Source organism: Paraburkholderia sp. 32 (genome assembly GCF_050435345.1).
Classification (GTDB): domain Bacteria; phylum Pseudomonadota; class Gammaproteobacteria; order Burkholderiales; family Burkholderiaceae; genus Paraburkholderia; species Paraburkholderia tuberum.
On record NZ_JBNDKD010000002.1, the window covers coordinates 395,667 to 409,654 of the forward strand.

The window sequence follows — 13,988 nt, forward strand, 5'->3', positions numbered from 1 at the left end:
GAGCCCATCATGAAATTTTATGTGCAGTTGTTCAAACCTGATGCCTTCTCACGATGCGTTTGACGTTGCTACTCTACATAACGATCTACTGTCGGTAATACCGCGAAGTGGTGGCAAGGGACCTATGGCCCATGAGCAGTTGGATCTTGCGCACGTCAGTACCGGCTTCGAGCAGATGAGTGGCGAACGCGTGCCTCAGCACATGCGGCGTAATCGGCTTCTGGACGCCGCTGCGCTGCCGTGCCTTGTTGCATGCCTGCCAGATCGCGGCAGTGGTAATCGGGTGTCCGGGGATGTCGCCGGGAAAAAGCCAGTCGCGAGGGTGAGCATTGAGCCAGTACGTTCGCAGGATCTCGAGCAGCCGTGGTGAGAGCATCACGAATCGATCCCTACGGTTTTTCCCCTGGTTCACGCGGATGACCATGCGCCGGCTGTCAATATCGGTGGTCTTCAGGTGCGCCACTTCTGAAATTCGAAGACCGGCGGCATATGCGGTCATCAGAATGGCACGGTACCTCAGGCTGGGAATAGCGTCGAAAAAGGTTGTTACCTCATCGAGGCTCAGGATGACGGGGAGTCTCAACGGCTTCTTCGGCAATGGAAAGTCCTCGTCGCTCCAGTCGCGTTTGAGCGTCACGCGGTAGAGGAAGCGCAGTGCACCGATCGTTGGGTGGAGACTGGCGGGCGCTAGCTTGCGCTCTTCCCGAAGATAGATGAGCCAGGCCCGTATCTCCTCGGGACCCAGTAACTCGGGCGAACGGCGGAAGTGCCGGGCGAAGCTTGAAACCTGAAGAAGATAGGATCGCTGAGTATTCTCAGCGAGATTTCTGATCTGCATGTCGGTTAACATGCGTTGACGCAATGGCGTCATGGGAACCTCCTGGAAACAATGTTGAAGCCCGGTTGGGCATCCATATATTGCTCCTGGAGGTGTCCACTTCTCCTCGGTCACGATCCAGCGCCCGACTACCACCTCTGATGAACGTCGGCTATAAGCTCTGGCTCTCCACCCCTACCGCGTCAGCGGTTTAGTGCAAGAAAACTTATCTTAAGAGTGCTGTTTGCGCGCACGTTTTCGCAAACGCATTGTCAAGAATTGGTGTGCGGGCAACCTTGTGAAGGATACCTGCGGCAAGGGCGAGGGCGCGGGCTCAGGGACCGCCTGCACAAAAGCGCGCCAACAGGGTAGGGTGGCGCGATTGCAACTTCACGAGAGAGTCAGCCATGAACAAACAGGGACTCGTGGACGCCGTCGCCGGAGCAACTGGCCAAAGCAGGGCGGCGGCCCTGAAGACGGTCGAGGCCTTCACCGGAACCATCATGGCGGCGGTCAAGAAAGGCGATGCTGTCCAGCTGATCGGGTTCGGTTCGTTTTCGATCGGCGCGCGTGCCGCTCGCGTCGGACGCAATCCGGCAACCGGCGCAGAAATGCAGATCCCGGCCGCGAAGACCGTCAGGTTCACCTCCGGCAAGGCGTTCAAGGATGCGCTGAATCGCGCCTGACCGCAGGTAATGATTCGCCTGCGGCCTGAGGCGGCAATGCCTGACGGTTTGCCGTCTTCACCTGCGCCACCGCCAGCACGTGTGGTCGGGGTAGGCCGTACTGGATTCGAACCAGTACCCCGCGGATTAAAAGTCCGCTGCTCTACCAACTGAGCTAACGACCCGTTTCGCCTGATATCCATCCGCTACGGGGAACTGCCTGCCACCAGTCAATATCGGGCGTGCGGCTCGTCGATCGCGACGGCTCCGATTTCGGTACGGTCAACGTCAGTACGCCGTTGGCGAACTTCGCGAGGGTGTGATCGGGGTCGGCGTTTTCCGGCATCGGGATCGTGCGCACGAAGCTTCCATAGGCGCGCTCCAGCCGGTAGCAGCCGTCTTCCTCGCTGCGAACGTCCTGTTTTTCTCGCCGCGCAACACGAGCGCTCCATCCTCGACGCTTACGTCGATGTCTTCGCGCTCCATTCCGGGCAGCTCGGCGGTCACACGCAGTACCTGCCCTTCGTCGACCACGTCGATGCGCGGCTGGAAGCGCGATGAACTGGAGACGGGGACGCCTGCTCGCAAGTCGGTATTCAATGACCTGTCAGCCCTCTACAGGCGGCTCGGCGTGGCGGGCGAGAGAGTCTTTAGACCGGTCGGCTTCCAGGCGTCTCACATAACGCTGAGGCCCGTTCCCGTCCCGATCTAATTTAGACACGCGATACCAGAAGCCTGATTCCTACAATCCCGAATGCGATGGCGAGGCATCCTTCCATTGCCCGACGGGTCCGCACGTACAGCCGGCGCGCCGAGTCCATGGAAAACAGGAGAGCGTAACCGCCGAACACTAGGCATCCAATGACTGCGCAGCCAGGAACTACAGCACCATGGACAGAGCCCGAAACGTTCGACGACAGCGCGACAATCGAAACCCACACGAGGATGGCCTTTGGATTGGTGAGATGCAGCAACGCTCCACGCGCATAGAAGCTCGTCAACGTCTGCGTCCGTTCCGCCTTCAGTGAGGACGCATCTACGTCAGAAAGAGCGGTACGTCCCGCTTTGAAGGCGAGCCACAGGAGGTATATTCCCCCGGCAATCTTGACCGCAATAATGAATTGAGACCATGCGATGAGGGCAGCGGACACGCCTAGTGTTGCCACCGTCGCCCAAAACATCGATCCCGAAATGACACCAATCGCAAACACCAGCGCCGCTTTCCTACCATGATTGGCCGCTATGGACATGATCGCGAGATTGCTCGGCCCGGGACTCGCCGTGCCGACGAGATACGCCGTATAGGCCAGCAGCAGATCTGCGGAGAAAAAAGTGTTTACAGTCATGTCGGACCTCAAAATGGACAGGGTGCCAAGATTGTTGATGAATAGCTGCCATGCGCCATGGACAATTGCCTGGCAAATGTCAGGACAGGTTCAAATAACGGACGTCCATGGTGCTGGGTTGCAGGACGGTTCAGGGTCCTTGCGCGTATCGACTATCACCAGCGCGGCGAACTTTCCGCCAGTTGGGCTACGCCCCGACCGAAAGAGAAATTTTCAATCGGTACCGGAACCAATGCGATAAATACATCGTCTGGGGAAATTCCGACGTTTTCGTGAAGCAGTCGGGTGATTGTCGCCAGTAGCTTCTGCTTGTCCTCGAGCGGGCGGTGTGCTCCGATAAGGACGGTGATAATCATTGCGTTGGCGGTCCGATCCATCTCCATGAAGGTCGGGTTGATGAACAACTCATTCTCGTCGTGCTCGCTAATCATGATGAAGCGGTCGCCGGGCGGAATACCGAGTCCGTCGACAAGCGACTGGTTAAGAGAATTGCCGATTGCTTTCTTCTGTTCTTTTGAAAATCGACCGGCGGGAATGTGGGCGTGAAAAACAGGCATGATTTCTCCGAGGAGTTGACGTGTATCCCGGGCACGGCCAGGAATACGACTGATGGAAGCGTTAATAACCGTTCGGATGTCGGTAGAGTGGCTGTAATGAGGTCGACAGACGTCTGGAACGGGATTCAATGACCAAGGTGTTCAAGAAACCACTCGGTTGCCGCTGAACTGGCTTCGCCAAAACTCGCCCCGTAAGGATCGAAGTGGCCGCCGGGAACCAGTTTCAGGCGCTTGGGTTGCAGCGCACGCTCGTAGGCTTGCAACTCAAGATCAGTCATCGTGAGGCCATCGTGCGTCGCGATAACCATGAGTAGCGGTGTCGGCGAAATACGCTCGACCCATATACCGGGCTCATACATGCGGGCGGCGAATGTCGAGCGCAGCGTGACGGCATTGCTCCATGCACCGTCTGGAAGCGGTTGCATGTAAAAGTCCACCGAGTCCTGCGCCCGGTAGGCCGCGAGTTCGGACGGATTCGCGCTGACGACGGCCTGCATCCGGGGCGATTCGCCGCGATGCTGCGCGCGCAAATCGTCCATCATCAGTCGGTCAAAGGCCGGCATGGCGTCCGGCGAAACCCGGCGCCGGCCTTGTTCATATCCGCTGATTGTCGGCACCTGCGATACGACGCACTTCAGTCGTCGATCGGTAGCACCCAGGACGAGAGCGTGTCCCCCGCTGTAACTGCTGCCCCACAGGCCAATGCGGTCGGCATCGACTTCGGGGAGGGTCTCCAGCCAGGAGATGGCGCAACGCCAGTCATTGATTTGCACCCACGGGTCAATGTCCTGACGCGGAAGACCGTCGCTTGCGCCAAAATTGCGGTGGTCGTGCACCATCACAACAAATCCGGCATCAGCGAAAGCCTCGGCAAACCGTGCAAGTCCGTGTTCCTTGACTGCTGCGAACCCGTGCGACATCGAGATCGCCGGGCGGCGCACTGCGTCTTCTTCCGGCAGGTACAGCCAGCCTCGCAATGTCGGACCGTACGGGGTCTTGAATTGGATGTTCGTGCGTTTGCTCATCGTAGCGTTTACCATTAGCGTAAAAATACGTTGATATGCGCATAATAGGACCTGTCGCGAGGCTTGGCAAGGTCCAGGTTCGCACTGCAAGGAGGATGACATGTCGGCAGTCGTATCACCAGGCGGATACAGCGGTGCCCCGCTATCTATCGTGTTCATACACGGCTTTCTCGACAATCGTGCGGTTTGGTCGCCGCTCATCGAGCATCTTGGTTCAGAACAACATGTGCACTACACGCTTGATCTGCGTGGAGCAGGCGCTTTGCGCGCAGCAGGTGGTCCGTACACGTTGGCGCAGGCGGTAGCCGACGTTCTGCACCTGATTGACGGGCATCAGATGGCACGGGTGGTGCTTGTCGGACATAGTATGGGCGCTCAGATCGCCGAGTTGGTCGCGATGAAGTTGCGTCAGCGCGTCGCTGCGCTGGTGCTCCTGACACCGGTCCCGCTGGCCGGGAGTCAACTGCCTCCCGAAGCTGCGTCGTTCTTGCGCACCTCTGGTGGTGATCCGGCCGCCCAACGTGAGATTCGAAGCCAGTTTTCCCGCAATCTCCCGGAGCGTGAAATCGACCGTCTGGTTCACGAAGACGTGTTGATGGGAGTTGATGCGGTAGAGGGATACTTTGACGCTTTCAGCGGCGGCGACCCTTTGGGCGATGCCCCTTGTTCCTACGCCGGCCCGACGCTCATTGTCGGGGCCCACGAGGATCCGGTCGTGCCCTTTGATGCAGTTGAGGAGATGGCTCGCGCCCGCTTTCCTACCGCCAGACTGGAGCGAATCTGGCGATCTGGGCATTGGCCGCATCTCGAACAACCAGGCGATAGCGCGGCTGCAATAGGCGGCTTTCTCTCGGAACGTGTATCGCCGGTCTTGCAGCAGGCCTCCTAGGTCACGTTCAGTTGCAACGCGCGCGTATGCGCGTATATTTCGGATATCAGTAAAAATCGAGAATACGCAAATGGCGAGGAACGAAGAGACACTTCCCAACATCGACGGCCGGTGCAATTGCCTGGCCGCGAGACAGGCTTCGCGCTATCTCACCGCGGTGTATGACCAGGCCTTGAGTCCTGTCGAGCTTCGGATCACGCAATTTTCGATTCTTCACAAGCTCGTAAAGGGCGGCCCGCTCACCATGGGAGATCTGGCCGGCAAAATGGCCATGGATCGGACGACATTGACGTCGAACCTGAAGCCACTGGAGCGGGACGGTTTAATTGATATCGTTCCTGGCAAGGACAGGCGCGCGAAGCAGGCGGTGGTGACGAAGGCGGGGCTCACCAGATACAAAAAAGCCCTTCCGCTATGGAGCGAGGTTCAGTCGAGGTTCGAAGGTGCGTACGGCGAGTCGCTTGCCGCGCGCCTTCGAGATGCCTTGCGGGCGGTGCTGGACAGTGGGTTTGATCCGTGGGCGGACAATACGGTCGACGCTCAGGCATAGTCCGGACTGAGGTAGGAAGTGGGCGAGTCAGCTATCGGTAGACATGTCGGATCGCCTGTTTTTTTGATAAATATGCGCATATCAACCTATGTAATGGAGATGAGAATGAGTCAGCAACACCTTGTTGATGCCTGCAGGAAGGCATTCACCGGATTCGGGAGCAACGATAGATCCGGTCTCGTCGCTGCGTTAGCCGATGATGTCGTATTCGAGTTTTCAGATTCGCTGCCGTATGGGGGGACATACACGGGCAAAGAGGAGTTTCTGGCCTTCTGGGCACACGTGTACAAGGAATATGAATACTTCAATTACGACGCGAGGGTGGTCGTTGAATCTGATGGCTATATCTTCGTGCCCGTGGTTGCTCGCGCGAAGACGAAAACTGGTTTCTCTATGGAAAACGAACACCTTTTCCTCTTCAAGGTGAGCGACGGGAAAATTACCTATGGCCGCATTTACGCGGATACCGCGCGGGGGCGGGATGTACTTGAAGGCCGTGAACCGCGTCGCTACCCGAAGCTTGTCCTGAGCTGAAGACGCATGCGGGCACTGAATTCCAGGCCACGGACGACGGATGTTTGCTGGATAACAGTCGGTGGAAGCGTTCGGGCACTCTTCGAGTCCCGAGCGCAAGCTTATCGTAGGCGCAACGGGGAGAGGCTTGGATCGTCATTGTCGAGAGGCCAATTTGGGCAGAGGTCGTCGAACATGGTTCGCCGAACCGGACCTCAGTCATGCCTTGACGGATTTGTTCGACTCGGGAAGCTGCTTGAGTATCCCTTCGAGATGCGAAGCACCCGCCGCGACCGCGCTGAGAAACATGCCGATAGAAAACTGGACCATGCGGTCGATCGGAACCGGTCTGTAGGAGTTTGGCGCACGGTCCGAGAGAATCAGCGTCGCGAGTCCGTGCTCGACGCTCCCAGGCAGCATGCGTGACAAGCGCCAGAGAGCGCTTTTCCCAACCGTTTTCCAGTGCGAACTGCTCGACTGATGACGCAAACAACTGAAACGATTTGGACACTTCGTTAGTCAGTTCCGGATAGGAGTCGCGCGCGACGATGCGTGGTCCACAACTGGTTGTTAGTTTTCGAGGTTATCGAATTTGTCTGCGAGCCGCGTCCGGGCTGGATTTCTGATGGGCGGAGCCAGATCGATTAGAGTCCAGATTTCTGGACACAGCGAATGACCGGGAACCCATGCTGGCAAGTGATTCCAACGAAATTGAGCCTGGAGCAGTTCGAGCAGTTTGTCTTGCCGCATCTGAGCCGGGGCCGGCGCGGACCGCCCCCGACGCTGGCCTTGCACAAGATCTTCAACTACATCCTGCAAGTGCTGTACATGGGCTGTCAATGGAAGATGTTGCCGATCGAAAGGAATGCCAAAGGTCGCCCGGAAATCCACTACACACGTATCTACCGCGCGATGCGCCGCTGGCTGGCCGATGGTTGCATGGATGCCATCTTTGCGGGCTCGGTGAGCAGGCTCGATAATGACAAGCTGCTTGATCTGACGGTCATTCACGGCGATGGCACGACGACGGCCGCGAAGAAAGGCGGCGATAACCTCGGCTACAGCGGCCACAAACATCTCAAAGGCGACAAGGTGGTGGCCTTGTGCGATCGTCACTGCAACGTCATCGCGCCGTTCATCACCGCAGCCGGCAACCGCAACGAATCGCCCCTGCTGCGTGACGCGCTGCCCCGGCTCAGCCAGATAGCGCGCGCCATCGGCATGGACCTGCAAGGCGCGATCGTCAGCCTGGACGGCGTCTACGACTGCCGGGCCAACCGCAAGGCGATTTTCAATCGCGGCATGATTCCCAACATCCCGGAAAACCCTCGTGGGCGCAAAAATACAAACCGCGGTCGCAAGCAGCGTTTCGAGCAGGCCATCTTCGAGGAGCGCTTCAGAACCATTGAGCGCGTCTTCGCCTGGGAGGACAAATTTCGCCGTCTGCTGCTGCGCTTCGAGCGCATCAGTGAGGTCCACTACGCGCTCAAAACGCTCGCCTATACGATGATCAACCTGCGCCACTACTGCTAAGCTTCATCCCAGGGCACGCAGTTCATCAATGGCGCAGCGCGCCATGAACAATTACGCCATTTATATTTGCATTCCTGAAGATATTGTCCTGTTGATCAACCCGCTAGACGTCATTTTTCACAACTATCCATCCTGCTTAGCAGGTTCGTGAATGTCGCCGGCGTCCTGCGAGCCGCACAGTCACGAAACTAGCAACCAGTTGTGCGCTTCGCCCAGCCAGGCAATGTGTCCAAATGTTCCGTGATGTACCTGCGCAACTTCTCCGGGCTCTGTGGCAGCACCACGCCGAATTCCGAGAGCAGACCTCGCAACCGGTTATACGTCGCGGTCCTCTCTTCGACGAAACCTTGTCGTGTCCGATGCAGGCAAAGCGTTGCCTGCTGATGTTCGTCCTTCAGCGGCACGAAACGCATGCTCGGGCGCGTCACCGCTTCGCAGATCGCAGCAGCATCCGCCGCGTCGTTCTTGCCGCGCTTGCCCGACATGCGATAAGGCGCGACAAGGTTGGGCGCCATGAGTTTGACTGTATGGTTGTACTGCTGGAACATGCGGGCCCAGTGATGAGCGCCGGAGCACGCTTCCATGCCAATGAGGCACGCAGGCAACTGTGCGATCAACGTCGCCAGCTGATCGCGCGGAACACGCGGCTTGATCAGCATCGCCTTACCTGTCTCGTCCACACCGTGAACGGCAAATACATTCTTGGCAAGATCGATTCCGATAGTGACAATAGCCATGGACTTCCCCTCTCGCTGGTGTCGATGAACGTTCGCAACTTCATCTTGGCACATTGATGCCGACTCGCGGCTTCCGCCGCAGCCTCGGGACGGGGAAGTCCCTTTCATTCTCTAGCGTCATTGTTCGGTATTTTCGAGTTATCTATTCAGTTTCGAAAGCTTTTTCTTCGATCTCGAATCCACTAGATTTAGGAAATCGATGTGTCTTCTCGCAGGGGGCCGTCAGCCGTCGTCGGTACGGACATCGGACGTCGCCGTACGCCAGTGCTTCATCGAATCACGAATAAAGGTTATAACCGGAAACAATCATGACGGCACTTGGGATCCTAATTGTCTTCGTAGGCAGCTTGGTAGGCGGCCCAACACTCTTCGACAAGCTATCCGGCGAAAAGCGCGTCACGAGCATGGACTCACCTCACGCAGAGGAAGGCCGGTCTACCGTAGATTCAATGAAGGTTGTGCCTCCACTCCTATCCGTCGACACCATGAGATCGCCGCCACGAATTTCAAGCGAGCCTTGAATCAAAATTTGGCAATATTATGAGCCAATCAAACACACAATTTATGGGTGAATCCGTTGAACACCTCGCACACGAAGTGCGGATCAATCCAGCCGGGATGTCCAGGTCAGATGCTACCGCAACAGCGAGCGACTGAGCGCGCGTGCCCTAATGCCTGCCTGGCACTACTTTCGACGATCTTAGAGTTCCTTGAACGTGGTCCAGGAGAGACGTTGCATCTTACCGATCTTCGCCCTTGGAGGTACGCTCCAGCACCCAGAATCAATCGATTGCAAGGTTAGGGGTTTGAAGGAATGTTTGTGGAATTCTTGCCACGTCCCTCGCTTTAATAGCGAAAAGGCAAACTGGTGGCTGGCCGCCTTGGACGAACCGGCGGTCCGGCCTCCGTATATCAGACTTGTAAGGGCATGGGAGTCTGCAAATGAAGAATCTTGATGTAGAACGCGCAAGGCTCCTCTCTGTCGCCCGGCGGTCGAGCCTCGATCATCTTATGGCACAAAGAGGCATGAGGGAGCTAGCATCGATGCTCAACGGCGCGCTCCGCCCACTGGATATCAGCGCAGCACAGTTCTGCCTACTTAGTTTGCTTTACCGTAACGAGGCACCCACCTCAAAGGAACTAGCTCGTGAGATGCAGGCCGAGACAGCAGTCGTGTCAGCGCAACTCAGTATTCTTGCTCGCAGAGCATTGGTTACAGGCGTATCCGGCGATGGTAAAAAGCGCGGCCGCAGGCTCAAACTCACGCCATTCGGGACATCGGTCTTGTTTGACGCTATTCCTCTCTGGCTAAATGCAAGCAACGAGGCGGCGCTCGCGATTTCTACCTCCCAATTGCGTCGTCTTCGGTCGCTGGCTAGAGTTTCCGCGAGTTTCCGCAGTATGGACAGCCATGAGTCGGAGGCATTCGACCCTCCTCGTCACAACACAGAGGCGGCGGCCTTCTATTGAGATTTACAATAAAGAACACAACCGATTCGATTCTGGTGCGTTATATCTCCGGTGGAATGATTGGAGATGCGTGCCGTGGCGAAGAAGCCGTTAGATGATGCAAGGAAGAAGCGCTTGCGAGCGGGTCGGATGCTGCTCGCAGGCAAGCGGCCAGCGGAGGTGGCGTTGGCCGTCGGGGTAGCCCGACAAACGGTGTACACGCGGAAGGGCGTGCTTGATGACGCTCGCTTAAAAAAACGCAGCGCGAAGGGCGATTGACGCGGGTAGTGAAAATTGTGAACTGGCGCTCCCGGTTCCGACTTGATCTCAATATATAGGCGTCCGATGTATTTAAATTTCCGCCGGAAACACTTGGGCGGCGTCGAATGGGCCGCCGTAACAATTCGCGCACGATACGTTTATTAGGGGAGCGTTTCGGGGAATATGATTGTTCGGGGTCCAACCAACCCGGAGGAGACTTAGATGAATATGTTAAAAGGCGTTGTTATTGCATCGCTGTCATGCTTTGGCATCGCTGCGCAGGCGCAGAGCAGTGTGACACTATATGGCCGTATCGACGCAGGTCTAGAGTTCTTGTCAGGGGCGCCCACGGGTCCGGCGAACGGAACCGCTACAGGATCTGGACATCAGTTTAGGGTAGAGAGTGGTAACTGGGGAACCAGCCTTTGGGGTATTAAGGGTGTCGAAGATATCGGAGGCGGTAACCGCGTAGTCTTCCACCTAGAAGGCGCATTTAACACTGTGACGGGGCAAGGGCCGTCAAATGGTGGCTTGTTTGATCGGTGGGCAACTATCGGGGTTGACAACGATAACTTCGGTACGTTGTTGCTGGGTAAGGAGTTGTTCATTTCGAACGGGCTCTGGGACTTTGATCCGTTTGGCCAGAGCAATTGGTCCTCCGCCTCTCTTGTGCGGGGTCGCAATTGGAATCACTCGAGCAATAATATCTCGTATCAGTCGCCTAAGTTCTACGGTTTTGATGTGTATGGACAATACGCCCTGTCCAACGCCACAAACTGGAACGGTAATGGCAGCACTGCCCAGGGTCGAGCAGACGGCGTTCAGATTACCTACACACAGCACATCTTCCAGGTCCGCGCGATCTACGATGAATGGCGAGACCCGGCGAACGGCACGTTGGACGACGTTTTTAACTATTCGCGTGAGTATTTCGCTGGCGTGAACGTCTTCCTCGGGCAATTCAAGGTTCAACTGAATTACCAGCAGGCTCACGCGAACTCTGGACTTAAGTCTGGCGGGATCACTACGACGCAGCAAGAGTGGGGCGGCGTGACCTGGCAGGCGACGCCAGCGGCAGCTCTCATTGCTGCTGTCTATCACGTCAATGCGAACAATAGTGGCGGCAACGCTACAATCTACACGATCGGTGGCACGTACAACTTATCCAAGCGCACTCTGCTTGACTTGCAAATCGCCACTATTCGAAACAGTGACCATGCTAATTTCGGCTTGAACGCAAACTCGTTTGGCACCGACACGAGCACAGGCAATCCACTGCCTGGTCACAGTCAGTCTGGCGCATACGCTGGCATCCAGCATCTTTTCTGACCTAGATTGCCGGCTTCGCATACTCACTCGCGAAGCCGGAGTCATCCAGCGATGTTCCTCGGGCTCGTTTTATTTTGGTCGCGATTCTCAGTGCAACGTTGATATCGGTTGGCCCTCACATTCGATTTGTGCAATGTTGGAGCGAAGAAGCCCACCCGCGTAACAGAAGAAGCTGCCGCACTCTCGCCGGAATTCTCTGGGGGCACCACGTTGGGGCAGAACCGGTTCTTCGCGGTAAGGCGATTTGGGAGAACGATAGCGATATGATGAGGATTGCCTATATCGACAGCGAGTAAAATTGCCGGGCGACCGATGGCTTCATGGATGCCGTTGGGGGGCTCACTCGTCAATGATCTTGCGGAATTCCAGTTGAACATTAATGCTGCGGCTCAACAAATTCCCGCAAGCGACGGTCACCGAGAGGGCGATGCGAAAGGCGCGTACGTCGAGCAGGGTCATTCGGCAGGCAGAGATCGGAGCGTGAGCGTCTCCGAAAGCCGGAGATGGTGCTCCATCAGTTCGCAAGTTCGTTCGACGTCCCGACTGATCGCAGCTTCGGCAATCTCCTGATGCTCGCCGCGCAGGTCACGACTCGCTTCGGACATTCGAGCGTTGATCCAGCGATAGCGCTCGCCCTGGACAAAGAGTATGTTTTTTTGACTATTGTTTGACAACTAACGATCGTCGATTTTCTATCGCGATAAACCTAAGGAGACAGCCGTGCCACTTGTTCGCATTTCGCTTAACAGAACCGCCTCTGCATTCGCCCGAGGCGTCGGGGACGCCGTTCATCAGTCCATGATCGAGACGATCGGCATTCCAGCCGGGGATCGGTTTCAGATCATCACGCAGCACGAGCCCGGTGACCTCATCTACGACCCGACCTTCTACGAAATCGACCGCTCCGAGGGGTTCATTGCCGTGCAGATCACACTCGCGGCCGGCCGGACGCGGGAGGTGAAAACCAACCTCTACCGGCGGATGACCGAGTTGCTGGCTGAGCGCCACCAAGTCCGGCCGCAGGACGTCTTCATCAGTCTGCTGGAGGTTGCGCCTGAGGACTTCTCCCTCGGCAACGGCAAGGCTCAATTTGCCGATGCACTTCCGCCCCACCTTCAAGCACTCAAGACCTCCTGACCCAAGGGCAGACGCCATGGCAACTACTACGCATGTGGGTCCCCGGATGGGACGGTCGCCGCGGCCGGTGCTGTAGGAACTGCGATCGAGTTCTACGACTTCACCGTCTCGGGGACCGCAGCCGCGCTCGTCTTCAGCAAAGTCTTCTTCCCCTCCCTGGGATCCGCCGCCGCGACTGCTGTCGCGCTGGCGACTTTCGGCGTCGCGTTCGTCGTCCGGCCGTTCCGCCGGTTTCGTTCAGATACTGGCGAAAGCACCGAGGAGTGTCGTGCACTCGTCGGTCGGGTAGTGCAGCCGCTGCCTGCCGACGTCGCTCGGCGTGTCCGCCCACGGCTCGAAGCCGGCTTGTAAAACATTACGGAGTGAATCTCGTAATCGCGCGGCTGACGGGCTGCCGTAAGCGCTCTCGAAACGCTCCTGTACTCCTTTCCATAGCGGTAGTACTTCTTCGTATCGGACAATGTCAACGGGACTTATTATCGTCTGTTTCGCACGTCGAGCTTCGCTAGACACGATTTCAACCAGACCGTCGCGTTCGAGCGGCTTCAGGTTCGGTGTAAGTGTGGTGCGATCCATTGCCATCGCTGCAGCGAGCTGGCCCATCATCATCGGTCCGAGTCGAACAAGCTTGCCTGAGATTGAGAATTGCGTGATTCGCAGTTCAATGCAATGGGGCTCAGGGCCTTGTCGTAGATTACTGTCAAGTAGTGTGAGGCTTGCCGGGCGGCGAGGCAATTGCAATTACCGTCTAGGTTTGGAGATGAACGAGTAGGGCTTCCCATGGTTCCTTCCGGCGCTGTCGCAAACTGTGCACCGATTGCACAAAAGCGCATGTGCAACGGCGATGTTGGGGATTGCACATAGAGTGTCTGCCATCTATTATGTGTATATCAACCTAATTGGTTCAAGCGATCCTGGAAGGCGAGGATGAAGATCACATCTGCGCCGCGGTGGTTCGTCGTATTATTGGGAGCGTTTGAGGTTGCCAAGATGAGGGAAGACTCTGCGAGATACCGGCAAGGATGGCGCATATAAATCGAACGTCATGAACGTCTGCCACGCCTTTACCGGCGCGGGCTTTTCGCGACGCGGGTCCGGCTGGCCGCGGGGTGTCGCTCGAGGATATTAACTAACGAATAGCAGGTAGCCTGCCGTTGTCCATGGACGTCGAATGCACGCG

14 protein-coding genes, 1 tRNA gene and 3 pseudogenes are annotated in these 13,988 nt (G+C 57.0%); 9 read left to right on the top strand and 9 right to left on the bottom strand.

Features of this window, described 5'->3' with window-relative positions; translation table 11 throughout:
- Window positions 1-85: 85 nt before the first annotated feature.
- Window positions 86-871 carry a tyrosine-type recombinase/integrase gene (locus OKW26_RS17130; protein ID WP_429354480.1) on the bottom strand — a complete coding sequence of 262 codons (786 nt, stop codon included), beginning with the start codon at window positions 869-871 and terminating at the stop codon, window positions 86-88.
- 353 nt (window positions 872-1,224) lie between these two features.
- On the opposite strand from OKW26_RS17130, the gene OKW26_RS17135 reads away from it, so the two are divergent.
- Window positions 1,225-1,503: an HU family DNA-binding protein gene (locus OKW26_RS17135; protein ID WP_429354481.1), complete on the top strand. Its 279-nt coding sequence runs from the start codon at window positions 1,225-1,227 to the stop codon at window positions 1,501-1,503.
- Between the two features lie 91 nt (window positions 1,504-1,594).
- Here OKW26_RS17135 and OKW26_RS17140 read toward each other — a convergent pair.
- From OKW26_RS17140 to OKW26_RS17160, 5 genes and pseudogenes are all read right to left on the bottom strand, one after another.
- Window positions 1,595-1,667 (bottom strand) — tRNA-Lys (locus OKW26_RS17140).
- Window positions 1,658-2,046 (bottom strand): annotated as a pseudogene (locus OKW26_RS17145) (Hsp20/alpha crystallin family protein); the annotation flags it as partial. The gene OKW26_RS17140 and the pseudogene OKW26_RS17145, both read right to left, overlap by 10 nt.
- Before the next feature lie 149 nt (window positions 2,047-2,195).
- Complete coding sequence (locus OKW26_RS17150; protein ID WP_429354482.1) at window positions 2,196-2,828, bottom strand: LysE family translocator; 633 nt, start codon at window positions 2,826-2,828, stop codon at window positions 2,196-2,198.
- A gap of 155 nt (window positions 2,829-2,983) precedes the next feature.
- Entirely contained in the window at window positions 2,984-3,385 is a 402-nt protein-coding gene (locus OKW26_RS17155) for a tautomerase family protein (RefSeq protein WP_429354483.1), read from the bottom strand.
- A 125-nt stretch (window positions 3,386-3,510) separates the two neighbouring features.
- On the bottom strand, window positions 3,511-4,410 hold the full coding sequence (locus OKW26_RS17160; RefSeq protein ID WP_429354484.1) for an alpha/beta hydrolase: 900 nt from the start codon (window positions 4,408-4,410) through the stop codon (window positions 3,511-3,513).
- A gap of 100 nt (window positions 4,411-4,510) precedes the next feature.
- Here OKW26_RS17160 and OKW26_RS17165 point away from each other — a divergent pair, with 100 nt between their 5' ends.
- The 4 genes from OKW26_RS17165 to OKW26_RS17180 all read left to right on the top strand — a co-directional run bounded on the left by OKW26_RS17165 (window position 4,511) and on the right by OKW26_RS17180 (window position 7,895).
- Entirely contained in the window at window positions 4,511-5,299 is a 789-nt protein-coding gene (locus tag OKW26_RS17165) for an alpha/beta fold hydrolase (RefSeq protein WP_429354485.1), read from the top strand.
- Between the two features lie 70 nt (window positions 5,300-5,369).
- Window positions 5,370-5,849, top strand: a complete 480-nt coding sequence (locus OKW26_RS17170; RefSeq protein ID WP_429354486.1) for a MarR family winged helix-turn-helix transcriptional regulator — start codon at window positions 5,370-5,372, stop codon at window positions 5,847-5,849.
- 105 nt (window positions 5,850-5,954) lie between these two features.
- Entirely contained in the window at window positions 5,955-6,383 is a 429-nt protein-coding gene (locus OKW26_RS17175; protein WP_429354487.1) for a nuclear transport factor 2 family protein, read from the top strand.
- 651 nt (window positions 6,384-7,034) lie between these two features.
- Window positions 7,035-7,895 (top strand): IS5 family transposase, encoded by an 861-nt coding sequence (locus OKW26_RS17180; protein ID WP_429354488.1) that lies wholly within the window; start codon window positions 7,035-7,037, stop codon window positions 7,893-7,895.
- A 194-nt stretch (window positions 7,896-8,089) separates the two neighbouring features.
- Here OKW26_RS17180 and OKW26_RS17185 read toward each other — a convergent pair.
- A pseudogene (locus tag OKW26_RS17185) lies at window positions 8,090-8,632 on the bottom strand (IS110 family transposase); the annotation flags it as partial.
- A gap of 942 nt (window positions 8,633-9,574) precedes the next feature.
- On the opposite strand from OKW26_RS17185, the gene OKW26_RS17190 reads away from it, so the two are divergent.
- The 3 genes and pseudogenes from OKW26_RS17190 to OKW26_RS17200 all read left to right on the top strand — a co-directional run bounded on the left by OKW26_RS17190 (window position 9,575) and on the right by OKW26_RS17200 (window position 11,671).
- Entirely contained in the window at window positions 9,575-10,102 is a 528-nt protein-coding gene (locus OKW26_RS17190) for a MarR family winged helix-turn-helix transcriptional regulator (RefSeq protein ID WP_429354489.1), read from the top strand.
- Between the two features lie 75 nt (window positions 10,103-10,177).
- A pseudogene (locus OKW26_RS17195) lies at window positions 10,178-10,324 on the top strand (IS630-like element ISCARN39 family transposase); the annotation flags it as partial.
- A gap of 246 nt (window positions 10,325-10,570) precedes the next feature.
- Window positions 10,571-11,671 carry a porin gene (locus tag OKW26_RS17200; RefSeq protein ID WP_429355241.1) on the top strand — a complete coding sequence of 367 codons (1,101 nt, stop codon included), beginning with the start codon at window positions 10,571-10,573 and terminating at the stop codon, window positions 11,669-11,671.
- Window positions 11,672-12,126: 455 nt separating this feature from the next.
- Here the strand turns inward: OKW26_RS17200 and OKW26_RS17205 are convergent, their stop codons facing one another.
- Window positions 12,127-12,345, bottom strand: a complete 219-nt coding sequence (locus OKW26_RS17205) for an FCD domain-containing protein (RefSeq protein WP_429354490.1) — start codon at window positions 12,343-12,345, stop codon at window positions 12,127-12,129.
- A 124-nt stretch (window positions 12,346-12,469) separates the two neighbouring features.
- Here OKW26_RS17205 and OKW26_RS17210 point away from each other — a divergent pair, with 124 nt between their 5' ends.
- Window positions 12,470-12,808 (top strand): tautomerase family protein, encoded by a 339-nt coding sequence (locus tag OKW26_RS17210; RefSeq protein WP_429354491.1) that lies wholly within the window; start codon window positions 12,470-12,472, stop codon window positions 12,806-12,808.
- Between the two features lie 237 nt (window positions 12,809-13,045).
- On the opposite strand, the gene OKW26_RS17215 is transcribed toward OKW26_RS17210, so the two are convergent.
- Window positions 13,046-13,417 (bottom strand): hypothetical protein, encoded by a 372-nt coding sequence (locus OKW26_RS17215; protein ID WP_429354492.1) that lies wholly within the window; start codon window positions 13,415-13,417, stop codon window positions 13,046-13,048.
- Between the last annotated feature and the right edge of the window lie 571 nt (window positions 13,418-13,988).